The sequence below is a fragment of the Paenibacillus medicaginis genome (assembly GCF_042138635.1).
Classification (GTDB): domain Bacteria; phylum Bacillota; class Bacilli; order Paenibacillales; family Paenibacillaceae; genus Paenibacillus; species Paenibacillus medicaginis.
This window is the reverse complement of sequence record NZ_JBHIRY010000037.1, coordinates 13937-39173: the sequence shown is the minus strand read 5'-3', so window position 1 is coordinate 39173 and position 25237 is coordinate 13937. Positions and strand designations below refer to the sequence as shown.

Genomic DNA, 25237 nt, shown 5'->3' with positions numbered 1-25237 from the left:
CAGGAGGTCGTGTGGTGAAAATTGTCATTGTAGATGATCATCCTTTAGTAAGAAAAGGACTTGCTGCGGTAATATCCATGCAGCAGAATGTACAATTTGCAGGAGAGGCCAAAAATCAGCGGGAAGCGATGCTGGTCCTCGAAGAAACACAACCGGACTTGGTTCTGTTGGATCTGAAGCTGGCGGATGAATCCGGCCTGGATATCATCAAAGCTGCACGCCGTATGGGCTTCAATAGCAAGTTTATTTTGCTGACTTCCTCTGCAAGCCGTGAAGATTTTCTGAAAGCGGAGGAAGCAGGCGTAGACGGATATGTGTTGAAAGAGGCGCTTCCGGAAGAACTGCTGTATGCCATTCAGCTTGTGGGCAAGGGACGCAAATATTATGATCCGACCATCCTGGAGAACAAGCTGCGCGAGGAAGCCGGGTCGCTAACCGATGAATTGACACCCAAAGAACGAGAAGTTCTCATCGAGCTGGGACAGGGGGCTTGCAACCGTGAGATTGCTGCCAAGTTATTTATCAGTGAATTTACGGTGAAAAAGCATGTCAGCCAGATTCTGGCCAAACTGCGCTTGGCGGATCGTACACAGGCTGCGTTGTATGCCAATGCCATTGGTCTTGCGAAATATGAACCGATAACCACTATTTGATACTTATCCGCGGAATGTCATTAATAATTGAATAAAATTTTAAATGAAAGTAAAAACACGGAAGAAATTCCGTGTTTTTTTCTTTTTCTAAAAAAGATGGTCTAAAAGTATACCAAACCATAAACGAAAGTGGCAAACAAATCACTACCTTCGTTCCGATCAAAGTGCCGTAATGGTCCATGTGCGTTACAGGTGCCGTTGATAAAATGAAAATATAATTTTTAATAAGAAGCAAAAAAAGGCGGAAGGGAGGATTTCTGTGGAGAAGACGATATTGGACTATCTAGTATTAATCAGGAAAAGGCTGTGGCTTATCGCGGCATTCGTGTTGATTGCATGTGCCACGACTTTTTATGTCAGTGAAAATTTTGTGAAACCGATGTACTCTGCTTCCAGTCAAATGCTTATTAATAATTTTACAGGAGCAGAAGGCAGCAACGTTCTGAACGAAGTCAACACAAGCCTTAATCTGGTGGAGAGCTACAAGCAAATTATTACATCTCCTGCGATTATGGGAAAAGTCGTGGCGGATCATCCGGAATTCGGTTTGAATGCAGCGCAACTGGCTGAAAAGCTGAAGATCCAGTCCTCTGACAAAAGCCAGGTCATCGGGCTGACCATCGAAGGGGAAAATTATCAGACGGTTGCCGCTATGGTAAATTCCATATCCCAGACGTTCGTTCGTTCCGTTCCTGAATTGATGAATATGAATAACGTGAAAATTTTGAATCTGGCGGACACAGTCAATCAGCCGGAGCCGATTAACGGCAGTCCGGTCATGAATATTGCGATCAGCTTCCTGGTGTCCTTGATGGTCGCGTTGGGAACGATTATTTTCCTGGAGAGCATTAACGGCACATTGCGCAGTGAGAAAGAAGCCGAAGTCGATCTGGGTCTCCCGGTGATCGGAAGCATTCCGCTGATACGGAAGAAAGACCTGGGCGGCACCGTAGGAAATTCAAAAGAACGAGTGGGGGAACGAAGCTATGCTGCAGTTGAATGATACGTTAATTGCCGAGAGCAACCCGGCTTCCTATATCTCGGAGTCTTTCCGTTCCCTTCGTACCTATATCCACCAGCAGGTCCTGCGTCATACAGACCAAGGGACCGTTCTGTTGTTTACCTCGCCGGATAAAGGGGAGGGGAAAACAACCTTGCTGGCCAATCTGGGAGTTTCCTTTGCCCAGGAAGGGCGCAAGGTGGTGCTGATCGATGGTAATCTGCGTCAATCCTCGCTTCATGAAGCATTCGGGATGGAGAATACCAACGGTCTGTCGGCCTATTTGCGTGGAGGAGCGACCTCCAAAGAAATTTTGCGCAAAGGCGGACAGGAGCTGTATGTCGTACCAGGCGGTGAGAACCTGTACAATGCTCCTGACTTGCTGGGCAGTGAGCGGATGACGGCGTTGCTGGATGAACTGAAGAGCGAGTGCGATCTCATCCTGCTCGACAGCCCTTCGGCTTTGGACTATACGGATGCCCGTCTGCTTGCCGCACGGACGGACGGTGTCATTTTGGTAGCGAAGCATGCCAGAACCAAACGGGAAAACCTGCGCAAGACAAAACAGCAAATGGAACAGGCCGGAGCCACACTGCTGGGCATTGTCATGAACCAGGTGAAATGAACCACACAAAAAACTAAGCGTATGCTTCCGAAGTAGTTTTGTACGAAGAAGTTTCAAGGGAGTAACGCTCACAAAACTTTGAGGAGGACGAGTGCGATGAAAAAAGTGAAAAAGGCGATCATACCAGCTGCAGGTCTCGGAACGCGCTTTCTGCCTGCGACCAAGGCCATGCCTAAAGAGATGCTTCCGATTATCAACAAGCCGACCATTCAATACATCGTGGAAGAAGCAATTGAATCCGGAATTGAAGATATCATCATCGTAACAGGAAAGGGCAAACGTGCCATCGAGGATCACTTCGACAACGCATTCGAACTGGAATCCAGACTGCTGGAGGATGGCAAGCTTGAAATTTTGCAGGAAGTGCAGCGTTCCTCCAAAGTGGATATCCACTATATCCGTCAAAAGGAACCGAAAGGTCTCGGACATGCCGTGTGGTGTGCAAGACGCTTTATCGGGGATGAGCCGTTTGGCGTACTGCTGGGAGATGACATTGTCACAGGGCAGACTCCATGCCTGCGCCAGCTGATTGAACAATATGAAGATACGCAAAATTCGATCATCGGTGTGCAGCGAGTGCCGGATGAAGTGACACATCGTTACGGGATCATCGAGCCTGACCTTCAGGACGGCCGACTGTACCGGGTGAACAATTTTGTGGAGAAGCCGCCAAAAGGTACAGCACCGTCAAATTTGGCCATTATGGGACGATATGTATTTTCACCAAAAATCTTTAAATATCTGGATCTGCAAGAAAAAGGAGCAGGCGGTGAAATTCAGCTGACCGATGCTATTCAAAGGCTGAATCAAAGCGAGCGCGTGTATGCTTATGACTTTGAAGGTGTCCGTTATGATGTGGGCGAACGCCTGGGCTTTGTGCTGACTACACTTGAATATGCACTGAAAAACGGCGACCTGCGCGAGCCGGTGCTGGAAGCGATGTCGGAGTGGCTGGCTAAAGCTGAACATCCAACAACAGTCGGTTGAGAGGAGGGCTTTAAAGCATGAGCATGGAAAATCTGCCGGACGACTATGAGGCTGTCATGCCGGGTACGACGTTTTACATGCCATATGGAACGAAACAAATGCAGGACAAGACGTCCTATCTGGTTGCCAAGCGTTTGCTGGATATGGTTCTGAGTGCGATCGGACTGATCGTATTGCTGCCGCTATTTGTAGTGGTGGCGATTCTGATCAAGCTGGAGGACCCCAAAGGCACGGTGTTCTTCAAGCAAATCAGGGTTGGGAAAAATGAAAAGCCGTTTTATATGTACAAATTTCGCTCCATGATTTCCAATGCGGAGGAATTGAAGAAGGATTTGATGGCATTAAACGAGGTCAGCGGAGCGATGTTCAAGATGAAAAACGATCCCCGCATCACCAAAATGGGCAAATTTCTGCGCAAAACGAGCATTGATGAAATTCCCCAGCTCTGGAACGTGCTGATTGGCGATATGAGTCTGGTCGGTCCGCGTCCTCCGCTGCCAAGCGAAGTGGAGCAGTACTCGGATTACGATAAACAGAGGCTGCTGGTCACTCCCGGCTGCACAGGGTACTGGCAGGTAAGTGCCCGCAACAGCGTCGGCTTTGCGGAAATGGTGCAGATGGATTTGAAGTACATCCAGGCCCGCAGCATCTGGCTTGATCTTAAAATTATCGTGAAAACGGCCTTCATGATGCTTTTCTCGAGGGATGCATACTGATGGAGAAGCCCAACTTTCCCCGGCCAGAGCTGTCGGTCATTATTTGCACCTATAACCGTGCCGATCTGCTGGACAAAACGCTCGTTTCTCTCCTGAGCTTACATGAGCTGCATCGGGCGGAAATTATCGTGATCGACAACCGTTCTTCGGATCATACGGCAGAGGTAGTTCAGCGCTTTATTGCTGCACACGGAGAATTCGTTAATGCGGTCTATTATTATGAAGCCGAGCAGGGGCTTTCGGCGGCACGCAATGCGGGAATCGGGCTGGCGGCTACCGATATTATCGCCTTTCTGGACGATGATGCCATTCCGGCGGCTTCCTGGATTCGCACGATGATCTCCACCTTCGAACGGAATCCGGACATGAGCGCTATGGGCGGGCCCATTGCTCCGATCTTTGAATCCGAACGTCCCGCATGGCTGACAGGTCCGCTTGAGCTGCCATATACGATTGTCAATCTTGGCACAGAGGAGAGAGAATATCCGCGTAGCCTGAATCCGTTTGGCGCCAATATGGCCATGCGCAGACAGGCCCTGGAAGGCAATCTGTTCCCGCTTCATCTGGGAAGAAAGGGAAATCTTCTTCTGTCAGGCGAGGAGTCCTGGGTGTTCGAGCAAATCCGCGCCAAAGGCGGTCTGGTCAAATACCATCCGGATATGGCGGTTGACCACTTCGTACCTGCCGCCCGCTTGAGCAAGGAATGGATCATGAACCGCTATTACTGCCAGGGGATGTCCAACGCGGTCCAATGCACCAGCCTGAAAGAAAAAGCCATGCTGCTGGGCAAGGTGGCAGCCAAGCTGCTGTACATTGCGGTCAGCTCACTGAATGCACGCTCTGTGGGCAGCAAAATGCTGATCCGCTGCAGGCTGGAAAGCATCCGTGGGACCATGGACACGATACGGAACCGTAAAAGTCAATCTGCTGCAGGGTGAGAGGTGTTGGAAGATGAGTAACGATCCATGGCTGGCAAGAATAAACACCCTGCAGTACGGTTTTATTTTTCTTGCCGCCGCACTGCTTGTAGGGATTGCGGCTACATATCAGCCGGTCATCAGTCTTGCCGCAGTATGTCTGCTGCTGCTTCTGGCGGTTTCTCTCCGGCATCCGGAACGGATCAGCTATGTGGTGCTGCTGAGCACAGCGGTGTCTGTTGATGTTTTGTATTCCGGTAGCGTATTTGGCGTGGAGATTCTATCCCTTTACAAGCTGGGAATTCTGGCGCTGCTTGTGCCGTGTATGCTGGTGTATGGCATTCGGCTCAAATTCAGCTATCCGATCTTTGCCTTAATCGCCATGCTGGGCATCACCTTCACCTCTTCGGTATGGCTGCCGACCTTGACAGCTTCTATTGCGCTTAAAGCGTTTATTGGGCTGTCGCTTCCTTTTTTCTTTCTACTGATCAAATGGAAGAAGGAAGTGGCGCAGAAGCATATTACGATGATCAGTCTGCTGCCGATCATCAGTGTAGGCGCTGGTCTTCTTCTGTCAGTGGCAGGCCTTCATTCTTTTACGGCTGTCGAGTTTACCGGAGCCGTAAGGGTGCAGGGAGCCAATATACCGCCACATCTGGCGATGCTTGCTTTTCTCGGCATTGCGGTTGCGCTCATTGAGCTCAAGCGCAGACCCCGGCAGACGGTGTTTTTTTATTCAGTGCTTGCCTTGAACTTTCTGATTCTGATTTCTACCGGCACAAGAGGACCGATCCTCGCGCTGGTTCTAATGCTGCTGGTATATCTGTGTGACATCTCACGGCAATATCTCGGAGGGAAAATCAACTATCTTATTCCTCTGGCCGGATCGTTCATTCTTGTCCTCGGTGCTTTGGCCCTGCAGTGGGATAACTTGCAGAAGCGTTCCTTCGAACGGCAGACATCCGAAGGTATTGATCTGTCGGGGAGAACGGAGGCTTGGGAATATTTCCTGAACAGGGTGCAGGATTATCCATGGTCGGGGAGAGGACTGGGCGCCGTAACCGTAGCGAACGATGGAACGCTGTTCCGCGGTTTTGTCGTTCCGCATAACGAATATATCCGCTTTTATTTTGATACAGGGTATATCGGCTGCGGTCTGCTGATGCTCTCGCTGCTGATCGTGTTTGTTCTCATTTACAGGTCTCTGCCCAGGCTGATCAAGCCGTACTACGCAGGCTTAATTGCCGGATTTCTGATCTATTCTTTTTCCGATAACACCTTGTCGACAGTTCAAATGATCATCCCGTTCTGCTGGTATCTGAACTGTCTTTACCAGACATCCAATCAATACGATTTCCGCAAAAGAGAAGTGATACGATGAGCAGAGTGAACATGTTTGATGTCAATTTTGATAATTACGATTTTAATGATCTACTCGAATTTATTGATAGAGCCATTCGGACACAGCATCATTCCTACATTCTCACCTGCAATGTAGACCATGTGATCAAGCTCCGCAAGGATGATGAATTCCGGCGGGTTTACTCGGATGCGGGGGCAGTCGTTGCCGACGGCATGCCGATTATATGGGCATCGAAGCTTCTGCGAAAACCGTTGAAGGAGAAGGTATCCGGCTCGGACTTGTTCCATAAGCTCGGCGAGGCTTTTGAGGAAAGGAGTTACAGGCTGTTTTTTCTCGGGTCGGCAAGAGGGGTGCCTGAGCGGGCGATGCACAATCTGCAGGAATCCTTCCCGCGCATGAACATTGTCGGCTGTTATTCCCCATCCTACGGTTTTGAGAAGAATGAGGAAGAAAACAAACGGATCGTGGAGATGCTCATTGAATCCCGGCCGGATATCGTATTTGTCGGTGTGGGAGCGCCGAAGCAGGAAAAATGGATTTATCAGCATTATGAAACGTACCGCGCACCGGTATCCATCGGGGTAGGTGCAACCTTCGATTTCCTGTCCGGCTCCGTGAAGCGGGCCCCTGATTTTATGCAAAAGTCAGGTTTCGAATGGTTCTGGAGATTGTCGCAGGAGCCGCGCCGCTTGTGGAAAAGATACCTGATTGAGGATTCGCAGTTTGTGCTCCTGCTTGCCAAAGAAATGCTTAAACGCAACCGTTTGAAGGGAGGGAACGCGGAATGACTTTTTCCGCTGCAGCCTGGGTCGAAAGGGAGGCCTGAAATGAGAAATGAAGGCCGTTTATTCAATCAATCACCCGCGATGTGGAACAGCCGCAGTCTCCCTATAGTGGTTATGGGAGCGGCAGCCTGTTTGCTTCCATTCATCATCGGTTTTGTCAGTGCCAAAATAAGTCCGGCCATGAGCCAGCAGGGAGCCATCGTGCTTGCCCTGGTATTTCCGGCATTTGTGCTTGCGGTTATCCAGTCGAGGGTGCTGATTCCTTACACGCTTGTGGTATGGGCTGTAGGCCCGGAAATCCGGCGCATTTCAGACTGGATGGAAGGAACCTATCAGTCCGTATCGCTGCTAAGTATCGCACCGCTGCTTGCAAGCACCATGATCCTGATTCCGGTGCTGCACGGCATCCATCAGGTGCAGCAGCCATTGGCCAGGATAGCGCTCTATTTCGCGGTGGCACTGGGCTACGGCAGCCTGATCGGGGTAGCCAAAAACGGTATGGGCTTTGCTTATGATCTGGCGAACTATATTATTCCGCTGATGATTCTGCCCTATTTTGCGGTACGGCCTTTTGATATAAAAGACATCGACCGTCTTTTGTCCACATACGCCAATATCGCGGTCGCCGTGTCCGTATACGGAATTATCCAATATATGACCGTGCCGCCATGGGACGCCTTCTGGATGAATCATGTGGAGATGAATTCGATTGGCCTGCCTTATCCGCTGGAGATCCGGGTTTTCTCTACTCTGAACTCCCCCGGTCCCTGCGCCTTTTTCCTGGCAGGAGCGCTGATGCCGATGCTGATGGAAAAGCGCTGGCGCGGTGCCCTAGGTTGGCTGGGCGTCATACTGACGCTGGTATGTCTTATGACCACCCTTGTCCGCTCGGCATGGCTGCTGGTGTTTATTATGCTGCTTGCCTATATTTTGACTTCCTCCTCCAAAGGGAAGTGGAGGACGATCCTGCAGCTGGTTGTGCTGGGAGCGCTGCTAGTGTACATCGTTCCCAAGCTTCCGGGGGCAGAAGGATTGGTCGCACGGATGGAGACGCTGACGTCCATAGAGGAAGACCGTTCCTACAATGACCGGCTGGATCTGCTGCATACGATGCTTCCGGCCGTGACGGGCAACCCGGTCGGCCAGGGGCTTGGCAGTGTAGGAACCGGAACGAAGCTGGATAACGGCGGCGATCTCGGTGAACTCGGCATTATGGATAACGGATTTATTGCACTATTTCTAACTTTTGGTGTTCCAGGCGCCAGCTTCTTCTTTGCAGGTCTGTTCCTGATCGCGAAGAAGCTGGTTTCCCGGATCGCTGCACGGAATTCGTTTCAGCCTTACGCACGGCTGGGATTTGCGGCATGGGCAGGAGCATGTGCCAATCTGATTTCAGATAACGGCTTTCCCGGCTTAAGAGGCTACGTGGTCTGGACGCTGATCGGAGTTGGATTGTGGGCCAAAGATGCTATGGCGGAAAGAAGGTGAGCTCGGGTGCAAAATTTACAAGCGCTGTCCAATCCAATCCGGACAGTTGTCGGAACAATCATGCGTTTCGCCAGAAGCAAAGACAACAGCTCGGCCGTCGTGAAGACCATGATCGTCAGCATGCTGATCCTGGTTGTGAATATGCTGACAGGCATCCTGACAGCGCGTTACCTGGGGCCGACCGGACGCGGTGAGCAGACGGCCATGGTCAACTGGTCGCAATTTCTTGCCTTTTGCATGACATTTGGCGTTCCTTCGGCGCTGATTTACAACGCCAAGAGAGCTCCGCAGGATGCCGGAACACTGTATGGCATTGCCCTGCTGCTTGCCGTCATATTCGGATGTTTGGCGTCAACCGTCGGGGTTGTGCTGATTCCGTTCTGGCTCGATGCCTTTAGTCCGAGTGTGATCCTGTTTGCGCAAATGTCGATGGTGATGTGCCCGTTGATCGCCATCTCGCAAATCAACAATGCCATGATGCAGGTGCGCGGCGAGTACAAGCAATACAACATTTTTCGTTATATAGTGCCGCTGAGCACGCTTGCTCTATTGGGACTTCTAATTATAACAGGCTACATAAATCCTTATACCTCTGCACTGGCTTACCTGCTTCCGTCATTGCCTGTGTACGTAGCCGTCACGGTGCGGCTCATTCGTGAGTACAGGCCAAAAATCAAAAACGGCTGGCTGCATTTCAAGCGGCTGTTCACTTACGGGATGGGCTCTTATGGCAATGATTTGATGGGGCAGGTTTCCATCTATATTGACCAGATTCTGATCGCTGCGTTATTGGCGCCCGCTGAACTGGGGTTGTATGCGGTGGCCGTCAGCCTGGCACGAATGGTCAACGTGTTCTCAACATCGATCATCGTCGTCCTTTTCCCGAAAGCGTCAAGCCTGGAAAAAGAGGATGCGATCGCCATTACGTTCAGGGCCTTTCGTATTACTTCGACCGCAGCCATTCTGGCGGCGATCATACTGATGCTGCTTGCTCCCTTTGTATTTACACTGCTGTACGGACCCGAATTTAAAGAGGCGCTTACCGTCTTCAGATTACTGGTGCTTGAGGCTTCCATCGGAGGGGGGACCATGGTGCTGGCACAGGCATTCATGGCGCTGGGCAAACCCAAGCTTGTGACCATACTTCAAGGACTCGGCCTGGCTCTGGTTGTCCCGCTGCTGATCGTTCTTGTACCTGCATACGGCCTCACGGGGGCGGGCATTGCCATGCTGTCATCGGTAATTCTCAGATTTATCTGCATTCTGGTGAATGTCAGATTTGTACTTAAAACCAAAATACCGAGATTGTTAATCTCCAGACAGGATATTCAATGGCTCCGTACAACAATGTCAAACTACATTCGGAGTAAACCGGCGAACGGTTAAAGAAAAAAGGAGGCACCCCCTAATGAACCATATGTCGAGCGTTCCGGCGGATAACAGAATATCTGTTGTTATCATTGCCCAGGATGACGCAGTCAGAATTGCGAATGCCATACAATCCTGTAAAGTCTTTGCGGATGAAGTTGTCGTCATCGACGGCGGCAGCAAGGACAATACAGTCCAGGTATCCGAATCCTTGGGCTGCAAGGTTTTCACGAATCCGTGGCCGGGTTATGCCAAGCAGCGGACGTTCGGCGTAGAGCACGCAAGCTATGACTGGATTTTTCTGATTGATACGGATGAGGTCGTCAATGAAGAGCTGGCGGCTGATATTCTGAAGCATAAGGAGACGCTGTATGATCCCGCCAAGGCATACTCTGTGTTCCGGATCGGCGACTTCCTCGGCAAATGGATGAATAAGGGGGAGCATCTGGTTCGGTTGTATAACCGCCGTATCTACGGAATTACTAACAGCCTGGTGCACGAGATGCCTGATGTATCGGAAGGGCATACGATCAAGCTCAATGGCGTGCTGTGGCATTACGGCTTCCGCAGCATCAGCGACCATGTGACGAGATTTAATAAATATACGGATCTGGAGGCCCAGACTGTCTATGACAAGGGCAAGCCCTTCCGGATTGCGAACCTGCTGTTCAGGCCACCTGCCCGCTTTGTGCAGAAATATTTCCTGCACGGCCTGTACCGCAAGGGGCTTGCGGGATTTGCCGTCGCTTTTTTCTGGGTCATGTATGAATTTCTCGTCTGCTTCAAGCATTATGAACTGACCCGGCGGAAAAAGCAGGTTACCGTTACGGAGGAAGGGACTGCCGAGAAAAAGGGGGAAACCAGTTATGTCGTCCAGTAGCGGCGGATTCCGCATCGCGGCGACGGGGCTAAGCTGGCCCTCGCTGCAGCCTGGCGGGCTAAACACGTATTTCAAATCCATTTGTGAGGAGCTTTCCAGGCGAAATGAGCTTGATGCTTTGATTTGCAGCGGGGCAAAACCTGGGACATCTGCTCGAATCCAGATTCACAATATTGGAAGCAAAGATCTTTCATTATGGAAACGCAGGGATCTGATGCAGCGGTATGCGGCGGATTTCTTCAACTGTCAGCCGGTCGATGTGCTGTACTCCCATTTCGCCCCTTATGGCGTTGGACCGGCACTGGAAGCTAAAAAGCGCGGAATTCCGGTCGTCACGACCTTTCACGGCCCGTGGACGGAAGAAATGAAAATTGAAGGCCAGGGGCTTAAGCATCTGCTCAAGACAACGATGGCCAAATCAATTGAAATGAAGGCCTACAGCCTGGCCGACAAGTTTATCGTGCTCAGCGAGACGTTCCGTGACATTTTGCATCAGCAGTACAAAGTCCCGCTGCAGAAAATTCATATTATACCCGGCGCGGCCGATGTGGAGAGATTCCATCCTCCCGCAAACCGGACCCAGGTGCGGGCCCGCCTGAGCCTGCCGCAGGAAGCCACGATCATACTGACCGTGCGCAGACTGGTCAACAGGATGGGACTCGTTCAACTGCTGGAAGCGTGGAGACATGTAGTCCAGCGGTATCCGGAACATATTCTGCTGATCGGAGGCAAAGGGCCGCTCCACGGGGAGCTTGAGGCCAAGATCAGGGAATATGGCCTTGACGGGCAGGTGAAGCTGCTCGGTTATGTCTCCGATGAGGAGCTTCCTTTATACCACCAGGCCTCGGATATGTTCATTGTACCAACTCAGGCTTTGGAAGGCTTTGGGCTGATTACGGTCGAGGCTATGGCATCAGGGTTGCCGGTAATGGCGACACCGGTTGGAGGCAGCAAGGAAATTCTGAGCAAATTCCGTCCTGAGCTCCTGTTCGGCGGGACGGACAGCGAAGCGATTAAAAACGGGTTGCTGCGCATCCTGGGGGACCGGACTTTACTGCCGGGACGTGAAGAATGCCGGGCACATGTGCTGGAAAAGTACACGTGGGAACGGGTGGCGGAGCAGGTGGAGGATATTTTCGACCAGGTCGTGAACAGAAAGGCGGCGGCAGGATGCTGAAGGTGGCATATATCGATCATACCGCCAGATGGAGCGGCGGTGAGGTAGCGTTATACAACATATTGACCCATATCGGGGCACATATTGATCCGCTGGTCATTCTGGCGGAGGAGGGGGATTTGGCCGACCGGCTGCGCCAGAAGAGCATCGATGTCCGCATTGTCCCGATGGATGAAACGGTCCGCAACCGGAACCGGAATGCCGTTAACCTGGGGGCTCCTGCGGCAGCATTCAAGATGCTGTCTTATGGTAAAAGGCTGGCACCTTTGCTAAAGCAGGAAAATGTGCAGTGCGTGCATACCAACTCGCTGAAGTCAGCCATCTACGGGGCCGTGGCTGCCAAATCGGCAAAAATCCCGCTGATCTGGCATATCCGCGATCATATCGGCCCGCCGTACCTCAAGCCGATTGTCGCGAAGATCATCCGGCTGATGTCCCGCTTTTTGCCGAACGGTGTGATCGCCAACTCCAAGTCAACGCTGCGGGCACTGGAGCTGCCTGCGCATAAAAAAACGCTCGTTGTATACTCCGCGTTCGCGAAGACGATAGGGTCCGTTGACGAAGCGGAGCCGACAGGCAGAGACAGCAGCGAGTTCAACGTGGTCCTCGTGGGCCGGCTCGCCCACTGGAAGGGGCAGCATATTCTGTTGGAGGCGGCGCGTTCTTTTAAGGAGGACACGCAGGTCAAGTTCTGGCTGGCCGGGGATGCGCTGTTCGGCGAACAGGATTACAAACGGCAGCTTGAAGATACGATTGCCCGTTATGGGCTGAAAAACGTCAATTTGCTCGGACATGTCGATGATATTCAAGGCCTGATGAGACGCTGTGACCTGCTGATTCATACCTCCGTTACACCGGAGCCGTTCGGCCAGGTCATTGTGGAAGGCATGGCCGCCGGCCTGCCGGTGATTGCCTCCAATGAAGGAGGGCCGACAGAGACGGTAGTGCATGACGAGACAGGGCTGCTGATTCAGCCGGGTGATCCTGTGGAGCTGGCCGGCGCGGTCCGGTGGATGCTGGAGCATCCGGTAGAGCGGAAGCTGATGGGGCAGAAAGGAATGGCCCGGGTAAAGGAGCATTTCGTTATCGAAAATACCGTCAAAGATATCGTTCGTTACTACAACGGTTTGCTTGCAGGGGTGTAAATGATCTTGCGTTTAAAAGGATGGTACTGATGAAAATAGCGATAGCACATGATTATTTGATCCAGATGGGCGGAGCCGAAAGAGTGGTCGAGGTATTTCACAGCATGTATCCCAACGCTCCCATCTTCACAACGGTGTTCAGTGACAGCCGCTTATCACATAATTTGAAGGATGCGGATATAAGGGCCTCCTGGCTGCAGAACATTCCGGGAGTGAAGGCCAATTTCAAGGGCGTGCTTCCGCTGTATCCCATTGCCATCCGCGATTTTGACTTCAGGGAATTCGACATCGTCTTGAGTTCAAGCAGTGCTTTTATGAAAAGCATACAGGTACCCAAGCATACTTTTCATATTTGTTATTGTCATACACCGATGCGGTTTGCGTGGGACTACGACACATACATGGCCGGACAGTCCAGATCAAGTCTGTTCAAAAGTATGCTGAGAATTTATATGAACCGCCTGAAATCATGGGATCAGAAAACGTCGCGCAATGTAAATCAGTTCGTCGCGAACTCTTCGGTTGTCAAGCGGCGTATTCAGTCCTACTACCAGCGGGATGCGGATGTTATTTTTCCGCCGATTAATACATCCCGCTTTGAGAGATCCTCTTGCATCGGAGACTATTATCTGGTCGTATCCCGTCTCATTTCGTACAAGAGGATTGATCTGGCCGTACAGGCTTTTAACCGCAACGGCCTGAAGCTGCTCATTGTCGGCGAGGGACCTGACCGGAAGCGACTGGAAGAGATGGCGAAATCCAATGTTCAATTTCTCGGCAGACTGGAGGACAGCGAGGTCAACAAGCTGATGGCAGAGTGCCGGGCGCTGGTCTTTCCGGGCATTGAGGACTTCGGCATCACCCCGCTGGAGGCCAATGCGGCCGGCCGGCCTGTCATAGCCTTTCAGGGGGGCGGGGCACTCGACACGATCATACCGTATTTGAACGGTGTTTTCTTCCGCAGGCATGAAGTAGAGGATGTGCTGGAAGCGGTGGAAGCCGTGGAAAAGCATGGGTGGAACGTGGACGACATTACACGGCATGCCCGTAAATTTGACGAAAACACGTTTAAGGAACAGTTCAAAAAGTATGTGGAGCAAGCCTATGTGAACTTTCTTAAAGGGGGATTGAAGCCATGATGAAGCTGGCTGTGATCGGAACGGGATATGTAGGTCTGGTATCGGGAGTATGCTTTGCCTTGAAGGATAACAAGGTGATTTGCGTTGATCTGGCCGAGGAAAAAATTAAAAAGCTGAAGCGGGCCGAGTCACCGATTTACGAGCCTGGCATCGAGGAACTGATTGAGCAGAATTTGCAGGAGCAGCGGCTTGAGTTCACTTCGAACCTGGAAGATGCGGTGCGTCGTTCGGATATCGTGATTTTGGCGGTCGGGACACCATCCCTGCCGAACGGGGAAGCCAATCTGCAGTACATTGAGCAGGCGGCGGCTGAGGTGGGCGCGGCGATGAACGGCTATAAGATCATAATGACCAAGAGCACCGTACCTGTTGGAACGAATGAAAAAATCCGTGAGGTGGTTGCACGGCATACCCGTCATGCATTTGATATTGTATCGGCACCCGAGTTTCTGCGCGAAGGCTCCGCGATCAGCGATACGCTTCATCCTGACCGCATCATTATCGGTATTGACAATCCTGCGCTGCGCGAGACGATGGTCGAGCTTCATCAGGATTTTACGGACAATATCTATGTAACGGATATCCGGAGTGCCGAGATGATCAAGTATGCCTCCAACGCCTTTCTGGCCACAAAAATTTCGTTTATTAACGAGATTGCTAATATTTGTGAAAAAGTGGGTGCTGACGTTACCAATGTAGCGGTTGGCATGGGCATGGATAAGCGCATCGGCTCCTCTTTTCTGCAGGCGGGAATCGGATACGGGGGTTCGTGCTTTCCCAAGGACACGAATGCCCTCATTCAAATCGCAGGCAATGTAGATTACGAGTTCAAGCTGCTTAAATCCGTAGTGGAGGTCAACGCTGATCAGCGCTATATGATGATTTCCAAACTGCGCGAATCTCTCGGGCAGTTAAACGGCATACATGTAGGGGTATGGGGCTTGTCCTTCAAGCCGAATACGGATGATATCCGGGAGGCGCCATCCCTCGAAATTGTGGAAACCCTGGTGAAGGAAGGCGCGTTCGTCAAAGTCCATGATCCGATCGCAATGGACAAATTCAGGGAGCAGTTTAATCATGAGTTGATTCAATGGTGCTCCACGCCTGAAGAAGCGGCGCTTGGCTCTGACGCCGTCTGCCTGCTGACCGACTGGGATCACTACAAACAGGTTGACCTGCGTATGCTGGGCTCCGTGCTGCGCAAGCCGATTCTCATAGACGGACGCAATGTATTCACTGAACAGCAGATCGCCGAATCCGGATTGGAGTATTATTCGGTCGGCAGACCACGCATGAGTGGGCTTAACGGCCTTTCGCCAAGCGTTGCAGGTGCAGTATAATATTAGTGACTAGGAAAAATTGTCCTTTTTAGGAAATTTACTTCATGGAGGGAGAGTGGAGTTATGAAATTGGTGCTTTTGTCTGGCGGTTCCGGTAAAAGATTATGGCCTCTGTCCAATGATTCCCGTTCCAAACAGTTTCTGAAAGTGTTGGAAAGCCCGGAAGGACATCCTGAGTCTATGGTGCAGCGTGTGTGGAGACAGCTGGGAGATACCGGAATGGCGGATTCCTCTTATATCGCTACTGGCAGAGCTCAGTTCGAAATGATTCAGAGTCAAATCGGGAGTGATGCCAGCATTATCGTGGAGCCTGAACGCAGGGATACCTTTCCGGCCATTGCGCTTACAGCCAGTTATCTGTACAGTGTCGCTGGCGCATCCCCGGATACGGTCATTGCGATCCTGCCGGTGGATCCGTATGTGGAGCAAACCTTCTTCCATACGGTGGCACGTATGGAATACACGCTGCAGGAAACGGGCGCCAATCTTGCTCTTATGGGTGTTGTCCCATCCTATCCGTCCGAAAAATACGGTTATATCATTCCGAAAGAAGGCTCGGCCGGAGCGGCAGGCTGCCTGCAGGTCAGTCATTTTCAGGAAAAACCGAACCGGGAGCAGGCTGAGCTTCTGATCGAGCGCAGCGCGCTCTGGAATTGCGGAGTTTTTGCCTTCCGTCTGGGGTATCTGCTGAAGATACTGGAAGGAAAGGGACTTCCGCTGAATTACGAAGAACTGCAGAAGCAATATCATATATTGCCTAAAATAAGCTTTGATTATGAAGTGGTGGAGAAGGAAGAGAACATTGTAGTGCTTCCTTATGACGGCTTCTGGAAGGATCTCGGCACCTGGAACACGCTGACAGAGGAAATGTCGCAGCGTCAGGTGGGCAAGGGAGTGATGACCGAGGATTGTGTGAATACAAACCTGATTAACGAACTGGACATTCCAGTTACTATTATCGGGGCCAGTGATCTGATCGTTGCGGCCAGCCCGGACGGCATTCTTGTAACCAACAAAGCGGAAAGCCCGCGGATCAAGGAAGTGCTGAAGGCTCACAATCAGCGGCCGATGTACGAGGAACGCCGTTGGGGGCATTACCGGGTGGTGGATTATGTGAAATATCCGGAGGGCAATGAAGTGCTCACCAAGCGGATTTGCATCGAGCAGGACAAAAATATCAGCTACCAGCTTCATCGGAAGCGGAGCGAAATATGGACGATCATCAGCGGCGAAGCGGAAGTGATTCTGAACGAGAAGCTGCATAAAGTAAAAGCTGGCGACGTGGTCCGTATTCCGGAAGGCACGAAGCACAGCATTTTGGCTGTAACCGATGTGGAACTGATTGAGGTGCAGACTGGTTCCGAACTGGTGGAAGAAGATATCGTTCGCTTTTGCATAGATTGGAACGACATCGCTTTGCATCAGTTCATTTCATAAGAAAATTCTATAATCTGATACAAAAACGCACAGGTTGCGTTTTTGTGCATATAAATGAAAAAAATGATGTAGTTTTACAGGTTATTTTGTAAAATATCCCGGAAAATTGGTTCTAGTATGAATCATATATTAATTTTTGGAAATTCCGAGTCGATATTCTAGGATAAGAGGGAGTTTCATAGCCTTCATAGAAAAATGGCAACCCTGCCGAAAGGCAGGTGTACGCAAAGCTAAAGGGCCTTACCCCTTAGAGGGCTGGCAGCCTGGCTACCGAGAGGGAGAGAATTGATGAAAACTTATTCTATGTATCGATTTTTTCAAAAATTGTTGCCTGTCATGCTTTTTTGTTCCCTGCTTCCATCGGGACTGTCCCGTGAACACTCTGCTGCCCAGGCTGCAGCAGCGCCGATTAATCCTGCTGCTTCAGCCGAGGCGCGCGAATTATATATGTATTTGTTCAATTTGGACGGAAGAGGAATGATTACCGGTCAGCATGATTATCTGGAAAGCCCTGATGAACTGAACATTGAGCTGAAGAACATCAGTGGGCAGTACGCCGGTCTGCACGGCTATGAGCTGGGTGCTGTTTCCAACCAGTCGACTGCGATGACCGAAGCCCAGCGCAGCAATGTTGTATATAGCGCCATGAATTGGCACAATACCGGCGGCATCGTTACGATGACCTTTCATCAGGCGCTTCCTGGTAAACCGTTGACCTGGTCCAATGTGCAGGCGAAGATCACCCAGGCGCAATTTAACAAGTATGTAACGCCAGGGACCAAGGAATATGCAAGGCTGATCGCAGATCTGGATCAGGTCGCGGTGTCCCTCGGCAAGCTGCGGGATGCGGGTGTGCCTGTTCTGTGGAGACCTTACCACGAAATGAACGGGGACTGGTTCTGGTGGGGAAACAAGAGGAACTTTGTTAAATTATGGGATATCATGTATGACCGATTTGTGAATGTCCACCAATTGAACAATCTGCTGTGGGTCTGGAATCCCAACGCTCCGAACGCTTGGGCTGCTCCTTATGCCAGTTCGTTCCCCGGTTTGTCCAAGGTCGATATTCTGGCTGCGGACATCTATGACAATGATTTCAGGCAGAGCTATTATGACGGCCTGCTGAATCTGGCTGGAAATAAACCGATTGCCATTGGCGAGCACGGTGAGATGCCTTCTGAGAGAGTGCTGTCGGCCCAGCCGAAATGGGTATACTCCATGACCTGGGGCAATATGCTTACACAAAACAATTCGAACCGTCAAATTTTTGCATACATGAATGAGGACAGAACGTTGACTAGGGATGAATTGATTGCCGACATGGCCGCTCCTCCTGAGGCCCCTCCTGTGGAGCCACCTGACTCTGCTCCTCCGGGAGCGCCGCCGGTCGGGGAAGAACCCGATCCGGAGCCTGAACCGGAACCTGTACCTGCCCCTGAGCCTGTTCCAGATACGGTAAACGAGGGACTGCACGCCGAATTCTTCAACAATATCAATCTAAGCGGGACACCTGTGCTTACACGCACGGATGCCAGGCTGGATTTCAACTGGCGCAGCTCCGCGCCGGATCCGGCAGTGCCTGCCGATCAATTCTCCGCACGCTGGACAGGCAAGGTAAAACCGGGGTACAGCGGTACCTATACTTTTACGACCATTTCCGACGACGGAATCCGAGTCTGGGTGGATGGGCAGTTGATTATTGACAGTTGGTTCAAGCAAAGCTGGACGGAACGCAAAGGGAGCATCAGCCTTACGGCAGATCAGCTCTACGACATCAAAGTGGAGTATTATGAAGGAACAGGTGATGCTATGGCACGCCTGATGTGGGAGAGCGGACAGGAGGCCAAAGCGGTCATTCCTTCAAGCGCTTTGTTCCATACTGCGGAATAGCTCTCTTGTTCCGGAGATGACTCTGTACAGAAAGTGTGGACAAGAACATGAAAAATGGGTTGGCGAACAAGTATGCATATTTGCTTTTGGGCTTGCTTGGCTTAGCTGTCTTGTTTTTGCTTCTGGGTTATGCGAACAAAAGCAATCAGGAAAATGACAAGACTGCGGCTACAACGTTATGGATGCTTGGCGTTAGTAATGATTCTTCCACCGAGTTCCAAGGAGGAACAGGTAAGGAATCCCTTACAGTAGACGTTAAAGCAGTGAGCGGAACGGCATTAAAGGCAGCGGGAGGTGCGGCGCAGGCCGTCAGGACCTCTTCCCCTGTTATTCAGCTTAACGGATCCATTCCTCCAGGGCTGAATGCCGAGACCCGTCCGGAGCTCGTGCTGGAGTATGAACTGGATACCGTTCCGGCCAACGGTGTGCGCTTTAATGTCCGCATTCTGGATGCCAGCAAAGCGGTGCCGCAGATGGCCGTATTTTCCAATCATCAGTTTTCCGGCATGATCCAGATTGCGGGCGTGGCAGGAACGGAAAGTCCGTATACCTTCAAGAGCAATTATCAATTGTATATCCCGAAAGAACAGCTGCAGACAGGGGTAAACCAGCTCAAGCTCCGGGTGGCCCGGTGCCTGTACTGCTCCGAGGCGGAGAATTCGAGTCTCTGGTGGACATGGGACAGCCTGAGTCTTGAGAAGCTTGCTTCCCCGGTTACTGAACCGATTCATGGCAGCTACATCCGCACGGGAACCAATGTAAACAATAACGAGTTTTATTATGATAAAGGGGCTACCCGTCATCTTCCGGCCGTGATGAAGTGGTTGGGGATCGCCTACAGCGGAAATATAATGCGGGTTACCTGTGCGAGCAACGTCGGCAACGCATGCTCCGATCTGGACAATTATTACAAGACCCTCAAGCAGTACAACATGCAAGCTGTTGCCCTGTACCTGTATACAGGCGACATCAAGCTGAATGCGGACGGTACACTGCCGGATTCAGCCAAACAGAAGTTAACTTCATATCTTCAAAATTACGGCCCGTATGTGCAGTTTTTTGAAGTCGACAATGAACCGGGGCTGTTCAACCGTTCCAAAGCGGTCAATCTGGCAGTAGCCAACTGGCTGAACAATGAAGGGAAGAAAATTGCCCCTCATATGAAAACAGTAGCTCCCGGATGGGCTTATTGGCCGGCATATTCCGTCAAATCATGCAAAAACCAGACAGGAGGCAAGCAACAGTGCGGCGATCCGGACGGATGGGAAAGGGATCCCAAGCAGCGCCTTGAACTGGAGAATGTGACGGATCTGACCAACGGCCACGCCTATGGTGAATCGTATGTGCAGGGACGGGGAGGCAGCTTTGTTGAAAACCTGCAGACCTTCAGCGGGTCCAGGGACGGGCTCAGCAAGACGATGCTGAACACGGAGTTTGGTACCTCCGACTCCCATACGGATAAACCGATTTATGGGGCGAACCAGCCACAGGCAGCGGTGTTCGACCGGATTATGCGGTCACAGATCGGATATGCCGATATGCTCGTCCAGCATGCCGCTTTCTACAAGGATTTCACTTTATTTGAGACAGGCTTTGATCTGAACAATCACAATCCTGCGAATACGAAAATTCATGAATTTGCAAGCGGCCTGGATTCACGCGTCGATATTATGAGACGTCTCAGCCTGGCATATGCCACTCATGGCAAGCCGTTGACCTATGAGGTGCTGAACAAGAGCGAGACCGCCGATAAAATGGTGTATGTGCGTGCGGTGGATACGTCCACACTTGATCCGCTGCCGGGGAGCGGTGCGAAGTCCAGCAAGCTGCTGGTCAATTTGGTGAACTTTGAACCGACAACCCAGCGCATTAAGGTCCGTGTAACGATGCCGAACCAGGGAATCTATCAGGGGGAACGTTTTGGGCCGGGGGCCACATATGCCGAGGCACAAAGCACATTATCCGGGCTGTCGGCTTCTCCAACCCTGGATTTTGAAGAGACGCTGGGGCCGGGTGAATCCGTCCAGTACATTCTGGCTCCGGTACAGGCGGTGGTCGACTGAAAAGGGCAATACAGGGAGAACGAAGAGGCTGTCCCAAACTGAATTTCTTCGAAAAAAAAGACCTCAATATCCACTAATACGGTGGATATGAGGTCTTTTTGTGTTGTAATTGGGATGTTCCCATGTCATTCCATCATTCGTTCCATACGGATAAACGCAATGAAGCGTTTGGCTTCCTCTTCGCTTAAGCTGCGCCCGTCAATCATAAGATTAAAGCGGTTTAAAATATCCTTGTCAGACAGCTCAAGCTGATCAATAAATTGCTTTACATTCGGTTCCGTGTCATTTTGTGTCTGCGGGATGCGGCCGATCAAATAATCGATCGATACCCCGAAGAGATTGGCCAGCTTCGTCAGGGTGTCAAAATCAGGCTTGCGCCGGTTTTTCTCGTAATGCGAGAGAGCGGCCCGGGTAATCCCAAGAATTTGTGCCAGCTCTTCCTGCTTCCAACCCCTTTTCTCCCGTAGTTCTGCAATGCGGGTGCCATAATCCATCGTATCTCCTCCTGGTTGCAAGTTGTTTTGAGAGGGTAAGGAGTATTATGAATAAGTGATGTTGCATTTTTTATTTTTACAAAAATATAAAGATACTATAGTATCTTTACTTGGTTAATGTATTAGCATATATGCATTTTACTATAAATAGATGAGGAATGAACAGTTTTTTCGTGATATGACGGGCTTTGTGGGCGTATATAGTTATAAGGTAACAGAAACGGCGAATTTAATTTATGACTAAAGAAGTGAATTTTATGTAAATGAAAGTAAATTAAACTTCGGATCTATTGCTATATGTAAACTTTCATTCAGAACAGGAGAAGATATACAATATTATGGTACAATAGTTTAAAACCGGATTTGTTCCCTTAGGGAATCGTATTTCCGGACGGAAGGAGTCAGAACGATGCAGATGGAGCCCGTTGTACGCATGCAGAGGGTCACCAAGATCAAATCCTCCAGGACGCTTGTTGATAATCTCACACTGGATGTTCCGGCCGGGCAGATATTCGGCTTTCTTGGCCCGAATGGAGCGGGGAAAACGACAACCATCCGGATGATGGTTGGCCTCATTTCGTTAACTGAGGGAGATATACATATTTGCGGCCACAGCATCAAGACAGACTTCGAACGTGCCATTGCTCATGTTGGTGCTATTGTAGAGAATCCTGAAATGTACAAGTTTATGACAGGATACCAGAATCTGCTCCACTATGCCCGCATGAATCCGGGAGTGGACCGGGGGCGGATCGAGGAGGCGGTCAGGCTGGTCGGGCTGGAAGGAAGAATCAGAGAGAAGGTAAAAACCTATTCGCTTGGCATGCGCCAGCGGCTCGGAGTTGCACAAGCGATTCTGCACCGCCCGCAGCTTCTTATTCTGGACGAGCCTACGAATGGTCTGGATCCGCAGGGGATTCGCGAGCTGCGCGATTATTTGCGGCACCTGAGCCGTACCGAAGGCACGACCATCTTTGTGTCCAGCCATTTGCTGTCCGAGATGGAGCTGATGTGCGACAGCGTTGCGATTATTCAGAACGGCCGGCTGGTGGGGATACGTGACTTGAACAACACGGCAGGCACGCCTGGATCGGCCCGTGTGGCCTTTGAAGTCAACGACCCTCAGCAGGCGCAGATCATTGCCGGCGGTGGCCTGATTGAAGGCGGGAGCCTTATTCTTGATCTGGGCAGGGAAGAGACGGCGCAATTGAATTCCAGGCTGGCTGCAGCCGGGATCCATGTATATTCCATACACCGGTCCGCAAGAACGCTTGAGGATCAATTCCTGGAGATGACAGGAGGCGAAACATCCATTGGCTAATTTTTTTAAGCTTGTTCATAATGAAAATGTAAAGATCTATGTCCGCGTCCGAACTTGGGTTATGCTTGGGATTCTGTCGTTTATTACGGCGGTTATACCTTTTCTTGTATATATGGCTGCCGATGGGGTCAGCGCTTGGGACGGCATGCTGCTTACAGCTTCTGTCGCCTTTTTTCTCAACATTATATTTACCGTCATTGTGGCGGCTGATTCCGTGGCCGGGGAATATTCGGCAGGCACCATCAAGCTTCTGCTGATCCGTCCATGGAGCCGCGGCAAGCTGCTTTTATCCAAATATCTGTCCGTCATATTGTTCAGTCTTGCAGGCACTGCCCTGCTGATCCTTATCAGCGCCATTTTTTCACAGCTGCTGCTGCGAGGGTCCGGAGGAATGGCGGATATGCTGCCAGGCTGGAGTGCCGGGAAATATACTGCATTCAGTTTGCTTAGCCGGTATGCGGATTTGTTTGTCATCTGTACGTTTGCCTTTATGCTGTCGGCTGTCTTCCGCTCCGGGGGTCTGACGATCGGGCTGTCCCTGTTTATTCTTTTTATGCAGAATACGCTGTCCCTGATTTTCACTCCTGAGCGGTATAGCTGGGCCAAGTACGCCTTGTTTAATAACATGGGCCTCAGTCAGTATATGGTTTCCCCGGTTGGCGGGGGAGGCATGACCCTCGGTTTTTCCATCTCCGTATTGGTAGCTTACTACGTTATATTCATTGCAATCAGTTGGATCGTATTTGTCAAAAGGGATGTAACGGCTTGAATTGCGGGAATTAGAAAAGCCGGCCCCCGGACCGGCATATAGAAATGAAATCAGCCGGTCCCGGCGGCAGGATCGGCAGACTGTGATTCGTCCTGGGATCCAGACTGGCCTCCGGACGGAGAATCCGCTTTGCCTTTCATTTGACAAAGGCCGTTCAGGACCCCGCCTTCCATAATGACAATCACGCCGCAGGCTGTATTGCCGTACAGCTCTCCCGTAGAGGTGAGCGTAACCCGGTTGTCTGCATAGATATCACCGAAAACCTTCCCGGCAATAATGACCTCCGGGGCAGTGATGTTGGCTATAATAACGGAGGATTCGCCAACGAAAACAACACTCGTACTGTTAATCTCACCCTGGTACCTGCCCTCTATCCGCAGCGGAGCTTCACACTGCAATTTTCCTTCAAAGAAGGCGCTGGTGGAAAGCAGCGTATCCGTAGAGCGGGCCGGTGCGGGCTTTGCGGGCTTGGGGCTCGATTTGAACATGTTATAACCTCCCTGAGCTTCAATTAAAACAGTGATCGGCTAGCAGGCGTGCCTTTCATTGTACATAGAGCAGCGGATCAACGGGAATATTTTGTTTAACCACCTGAAAGTGGAGATGAGGGCCGGTGCTTCGCCCGGTGTTGCCCAACTGTCCGATCAGGTCGCCCTTGTCCACCTGATCACCCGGGGATACATTCATCCCGTTGAGATGCATATACCAGGTCTGCAGCCCATTCTGGTGCTCGATAATAATATATTTGCCGCGTTCACTCATCTGATCGGCAGTTTTAATGGTTCCCGCGCCTGCCGCGTAGACCGGATCGCCGATACGTCCCGCAATATCAATGCCTGCGTGATAAGCGCTGCTTCCGTTTAACGGATCACGCCGGTATCCGAAGCTGGAGGTCAGGCGGCGTTCGGCTGTCGGCCAGAGCGAAGGTTTGCCCTCCCGGGACAGTTCAAGCCTTCGGGCCTGCAGCAATCTGGCCTGCCGCTGTTGTTCCCAGTTCTTGCGGGCGTCTTCGGCGCGGTTCAGTGTCCTGGGCACGCTTTTCTCCATGGCATCCAGCATCTCCTGAATCTCCTCAAAATCGTCTTTCAGCTCCCGGCCCGGCATCAGCTTCTGCTGGTCGTGGACCGCGATCCATTGACCGCCCTTGCTGCCGGACCCGTCCCAGGAGATCGGTGTGTTCTTCCCTGTTTCCTTGGTGGAGGAATCGGGATCATATTTTCGGATAAACTCCTCAAGCTGATGTTCCAGCTCGCTCATTCGTTGAATGCGTTCCTTCATATCAACGGCCTGATCGGAAAGCTTCATCACTTCATTTTCAAGCAGGGCAATCGCCTTTTCTTTGTCTGATACGGTGATCTCCAATTGCAGGCTTTGGGCAGCAAGGTTGGTTTCCAGTTTGGATATGACATGGGCGGATCGGACCTGGAGTGATACGACGAGTGTAGAGATGGACAGGATAGCCAGGGCAGGCACCCAAATAATAACAGGTCTGGACAGCTGAAATTGGCGGGCAGGACGCTGTGCGTCACGCAGTAAAAGAAGGGTCATCCGTCGGTTTGAGTCTCCTTTTTTCATACAGTTCCTTTCCTTTCCGGCAGATACACAGCAGGCGGCGGCTGCACAGCCATATCGCCGGCCAAATGCCTGTATTGCTAACTATGTATTCCTGAATTTCGCGAT

The 25237-nt window shown here is 51.1% G+C and carries 23 protein-coding genes and 1 riboswitch; of the genes, 20 read left to right on the top strand and 3 right to left on the bottom strand.

The window, feature by feature from the left end; translation table 11 throughout:
- Positions 1 to 14 precede the first annotated feature (14 nt).
- From ACE5LO_RS24410 to ACE5LO_RS24325, 18 genes are all read left to right on the top strand, one after another.
- Positions 15 to 653: a response regulator gene (locus tag ACE5LO_RS24410; RefSeq protein ID WP_375522536.1), complete on the top strand. Its 639-nt coding sequence runs from the start codon at positions 15 to 17 to the stop codon at positions 651 to 653.
- Between the two features lie 259 nt (positions 654 to 912).
- Positions 913 to 1656: a YveK family protein gene (locus ACE5LO_RS24405; RefSeq protein WP_375355016.1), complete on the top strand. Its 744-nt coding sequence runs from the start codon at positions 913 to 915 to the stop codon at positions 1654 to 1656.
- Entirely contained in the window at positions 1640 to 2278 is a 639-nt protein-coding gene (locus ACE5LO_RS24400) for a CpsD/CapB family tyrosine-protein kinase (protein WP_375522535.1), read from the top strand. Before ACE5LO_RS24405 ends, ACE5LO_RS24400 begins: the two co-directional genes overlap by 17 nt.
- 96 nt (positions 2279 to 2374) lie before the next feature.
- Positions 2375 to 3265, top strand: a complete 891-nt coding sequence (gene galU, locus ACE5LO_RS24395; RefSeq protein ID WP_375355014.1) for a UTP--glucose-1-phosphate uridylyltransferase GalU — start codon at positions 2375 to 2377, stop codon at positions 3263 to 3265.
- Between the two features lie 17 nt (positions 3266 to 3282).
- Positions 3283 to 3981 carry a sugar transferase gene (locus tag ACE5LO_RS24390; protein ID WP_375522534.1) on the top strand — a complete coding sequence of 233 codons (699 nt, stop codon included), beginning with the start codon at positions 3283 to 3285 and terminating at the stop codon, positions 3979 to 3981.
- Complete coding sequence (locus ACE5LO_RS24385) at positions 3981 to 4919, top strand: glycosyltransferase (protein ID WP_375522533.1); 939 nt, start codon at positions 3981 to 3983, stop codon at positions 4917 to 4919. Before ACE5LO_RS24390 ends, ACE5LO_RS24385 begins: the two co-directional genes overlap by 1 nt.
- A gap of 13 nt (positions 4920 to 4932) precedes the next feature.
- Complete coding sequence (locus ACE5LO_RS24380; protein WP_375522532.1) at positions 4933 to 6279, top strand: O-antigen ligase family protein; 1347 nt, start codon at positions 4933 to 4935, stop codon at positions 6277 to 6279.
- Positions 6276 to 7049: a WecB/TagA/CpsF family glycosyltransferase gene (locus ACE5LO_RS24375; RefSeq protein WP_375522531.1), complete on the top strand. Its 774-nt coding sequence runs from the start codon at positions 6276 to 6278 to the stop codon at positions 7047 to 7049. The genes ACE5LO_RS24380 and ACE5LO_RS24375 overlap by 4 nt, the downstream gene beginning before the upstream one ends.
- Before the next feature lie 39 nt (positions 7050 to 7088).
- Positions 7089 to 8534, top strand: coding sequence for an O-antigen ligase family protein (locus tag ACE5LO_RS24370; protein ID WP_375522530.1), 1446 nt, complete (start codon positions 7089 to 7091; stop codon positions 8532 to 8534).
- Between the two features lie 6 nt (positions 8535 to 8540).
- The gene (locus tag ACE5LO_RS24365) at positions 8541 to 9920 is read left to right on the top strand and encodes a lipopolysaccharide biosynthesis protein (protein WP_375522529.1); all 1380 of its coding nucleotides are present in this window, start codon (positions 8541 to 8543) and stop codon (positions 9918 to 9920) included.
- A 22-nt stretch (positions 9921 to 9942) separates the two neighbouring features.
- Positions 9943 to 10782 (top strand): glycosyltransferase family 2 protein, encoded by an 840-nt coding sequence (locus tag ACE5LO_RS24360; RefSeq protein ID WP_375522528.1) that lies wholly within the window; start codon positions 9943 to 9945, stop codon positions 10780 to 10782.
- Positions 10769 to 11959: a glycosyltransferase family 4 protein gene (locus tag ACE5LO_RS24355; protein ID WP_375522527.1), complete on the top strand. Its 1191-nt coding sequence runs from the start codon at positions 10769 to 10771 to the stop codon at positions 11957 to 11959. The genes ACE5LO_RS24360 and ACE5LO_RS24355 overlap by 14 nt, the downstream gene beginning before the upstream one ends.
- On the top strand, positions 11953 to 13104 hold the full coding sequence (locus tag ACE5LO_RS24350) for a glycosyltransferase family 4 protein (protein ID WP_375522526.1): 1152 nt from the start codon (positions 11953 to 11955) through the stop codon (positions 13102 to 13104). The genes ACE5LO_RS24355 and ACE5LO_RS24350 overlap by 7 nt, the downstream gene beginning before the upstream one ends.
- 29 nt (positions 13105 to 13133) lie before the next feature.
- Positions 13134 to 14243 carry a glycosyltransferase gene (locus tag ACE5LO_RS24345; RefSeq protein ID WP_375355004.1) on the top strand — a complete coding sequence of 370 codons (1110 nt, stop codon included), beginning with the start codon at positions 13134 to 13136 and terminating at the stop codon, positions 14241 to 14243.
- Positions 14243 to 15583: a UDP-glucose dehydrogenase family protein gene (locus tag ACE5LO_RS24340; RefSeq protein ID WP_375522539.1), complete on the top strand. Its 1341-nt coding sequence runs from the start codon at positions 14243 to 14245 to the stop codon at positions 15581 to 15583. Before ACE5LO_RS24345 ends, ACE5LO_RS24340 begins: the two co-directional genes overlap by 1 nt.
- A gap of 63 nt (positions 15584 to 15646) precedes the next feature.
- Complete coding sequence (locus ACE5LO_RS24335; RefSeq protein ID WP_375522525.1) at positions 15647 to 17020, top strand: sugar phosphate nucleotidyltransferase; 1374 nt, start codon at positions 15647 to 15649, stop codon at positions 17018 to 17020.
- 187 nt (positions 17021 to 17207) lie between these two features.
- Positions 17208 to 17295, top strand: a riboswitch (cyclic di-GMP riboswitch).
- A gap of 13 nt (positions 17296 to 17308) precedes the next feature.
- On the top strand, positions 17309 to 18910 hold the full coding sequence (locus tag ACE5LO_RS24330; protein ID WP_375522524.1) for a glycosyl hydrolase: 1602 nt from the start codon (positions 17309 to 17311) through the stop codon (positions 18908 to 18910).
- 47 nt (positions 18911 to 18957) lie between these two features.
- Positions 18958 to 20973 carry a hypothetical protein gene (locus ACE5LO_RS24325; RefSeq protein ID WP_375522523.1) on the top strand — a complete coding sequence of 672 codons (2016 nt, stop codon included), beginning with the start codon at positions 18958 to 18960 and terminating at the stop codon, positions 20971 to 20973.
- Between the two features lie 125 nt (positions 20974 to 21098).
- Here the strand turns inward: ACE5LO_RS24325 and ACE5LO_RS24320 are convergent, their stop codons facing one another.
- Positions 21099 to 21467 (bottom strand): helix-turn-helix domain-containing protein, encoded by a 369-nt coding sequence (locus ACE5LO_RS24320; RefSeq protein ID WP_375522522.1) that lies wholly within the window; start codon positions 21465 to 21467, stop codon positions 21099 to 21101.
- Between the two features lie 409 nt (positions 21468 to 21876).
- Here ACE5LO_RS24320 and ACE5LO_RS24315 point away from each other — a divergent pair, with 409 nt between their 5' ends.
- Both ACE5LO_RS24315 and ACE5LO_RS24310 read left to right on the top strand, forming a co-directional pair.
- Positions 21877 to 22788 (top strand): ABC transporter ATP-binding protein, encoded by a 912-nt coding sequence (locus ACE5LO_RS24315; RefSeq protein WP_375522521.1) that lies wholly within the window; start codon positions 21877 to 21879, stop codon positions 22786 to 22788.
- A complete protein-coding gene (locus ACE5LO_RS24310) occupies positions 22781 to 23557 on the top strand; it encodes an ABC transporter permease (protein ID WP_375522520.1) in 777 nt (258 codons plus the stop codon). Before ACE5LO_RS24315 ends, ACE5LO_RS24310 begins: the two co-directional genes overlap by 8 nt.
- 50 nt (positions 23558 to 23607) lie before the next feature.
- On the opposite strand, the gene ACE5LO_RS24305 is transcribed toward ACE5LO_RS24310, so the two are convergent.
- Both ACE5LO_RS24305 and ACE5LO_RS24300 read right to left on the bottom strand, forming a co-directional pair.
- The gene (locus ACE5LO_RS24305; RefSeq protein WP_375522519.1) at positions 23608 to 24045 is read right to left on the bottom strand and encodes a bactofilin family protein; all 438 of its coding nucleotides are present in this window, start codon (positions 24043 to 24045) and stop codon (positions 23608 to 23610) included.
- Positions 24046 to 24100: 55 nt separating this feature from the next.
- Positions 24101 to 25105, bottom strand: coding sequence for a M23 family metallopeptidase (locus ACE5LO_RS24300; protein ID WP_375522518.1), 1005 nt, complete (start codon positions 25103 to 25105; stop codon positions 24101 to 24103).
- Positions 25106 to 25237 lie beyond the last annotated feature (132 nt).